This window comes from Streptomyces triticirhizae (assembly GCF_003696235.1).
GTDB lineage: Bacteria > Actinomycetota > Actinomycetes > Streptomycetales > Streptomycetaceae > Streptomyces > Streptomyces triticirhizae.
The window spans coordinates 1-1552 of record NZ_RFFJ01000386.1 but is presented as its reverse complement, the minus strand read 5'-3'; the positions used below and the strand labels follow the sequence as shown (position 1 = coordinate 1552).

Below are 1552 nucleotides of genomic sequence, written 5' to 3'. Positions count from 1 at the left end.
CCCCGTTATGTTTTTCGTGGTCCTGCAATGGGGCCGCTGGCCTCTGGGCCCGGTATGACTTGTTGCCCCCTGTCGAAGGCATGACCTGGGGGGTGGTGTCGCCGGGTCCGGGGGTGTTCGTCGGAGACGCTGATCAGAGGTCCGGCCACCGTCCGGTCCGGCGCAATGCCGGACAGCTCGCGGGCGGCAGGTCTGCATAACGTGGCTGCGCGAGCACGACACCCAGGCCGAGGCCGGCACCGTCAACACCCCCGGGAAGGGTGCGATGTTCGAGATCGACAACGTGGGCGTGTTCCTCGGCCTGGACGTCGGCAAGACCACTCACCACGGCCACGGACTCACCCCGGCCGGCAAGAAGGTCTTCGACAAGCCCTTGCCCAACAGCGAACCGAAACTGCGAGCCGTATTCGACAAACTGACCGCGAAGTTCGGCACCGTCCTGGTCATCGTCGACCAACCCGCCTCCATCGGCGCCCTCCCGCTGACCGTCGCCCGCGATGCCGGCTGCCGCGTCGCCTACCTGCCCGGCCTGGCCATGCGCCGGATCGCCGACCTCTACCCCGGCGAAGCCAAGACCGACGCGCGGGACGCGGCCGTCATCGCCGACGCGGCCCGCACCATGCCGCACACCCTGCGCTCCCTGGAACTGACCGACGAGATCACCGCCGAACTGACCGTCCTGGTCGGCTTCGACCAGGACCTCGCCGCCGAGGCCACCCGCACCTCCAACCGGATACGCGGCCTGCTCACCCAGTTCCACCCATCCCTGGAACGCGCCCTCGGGCCGCGTCTGGACCACCAAGCCGTCACCTGGCTGCTGGAGCGCTACGGCTCCCCGGCCGCCCTACGCAAAGCCGGCCGCCGCAGGCTCATCGAACTGATCCGTCCCAAGGCCCCACGCATGGCCACCCGGCTGATCGACGAGGTCTTCGACGCGCTGGACGAACAGACCGTCGTGGTCCCCGGCACCGGCACCCTCGACCTCGTCATCCCCTCCCTGGCCGCGTCCCTGACCGCCGTCCACACCCAGCGCCGCACGATGGAAGCCCAGATCAACACCCTGCTGGAGGCCCACCCTCTTTCCCCGGTCCTGACCTCGATGCCCGGCATCGGGGTCAGGACCGCCGCCGTCCTGCTGGTCACCGTCGGCGACGCCACCAGCTTCCCCACCGCCGCCCACCTCGCCTCCTACGCCGGACTCGCCCCCACCACGAAGTCGTCCGGGACCTCGATCCACGGCGAACACGCACCGAGAGGCGGCAACCGGCAGCTCAAACGGGCCATGTTCCTCTCCGCCTTCGCCTGCATGAACGCCGATCCCGCCTCTCGCACCTACTACGACAGACAACGAGCACGCGGCAAGACCCACACCCAAGCCCTCCTCCGCCTCGCCCGCCAACGCATCAGCGTCCTGTTCGCCATGCTCCGAGACGGCACCTTCTACCAACCCCGGACACCGAAGGACATCGAACTCGCCGCATAACCCCAGCAACACCAAACCACCCCAAACCCGACAGAGACGCCTTGACGAACGACATAGAGGCACCCCCCC

1 protein-coding gene is annotated in these 1552 nt (G+C 68.6%); it reads left to right on the top strand.

Features of this window, described 5'->3' with window-relative positions:
• Positions 1–265 precede the first annotated feature (265 nt).
• Complete coding sequence (locus tag EBN88_RS29820) at positions 266–1483, top strand: IS110 family RNA-guided transposase (protein ID WP_122400079.1); 1218 nt, start codon at positions 266–268, stop codon at positions 1481–1483.
• Positions 1484–1552: the final 69 nt, after the last annotated feature.

What these genes read in the sequence shown, in the direction of transcription:
- EBN88_RS29820 (WP_122400079.1), top strand. Translation starts at nt 266, where the DNA reads ATGTTCGAGATCGACAACGTGGGCGTGTTCCTCGGCCTGGACGTCGGC.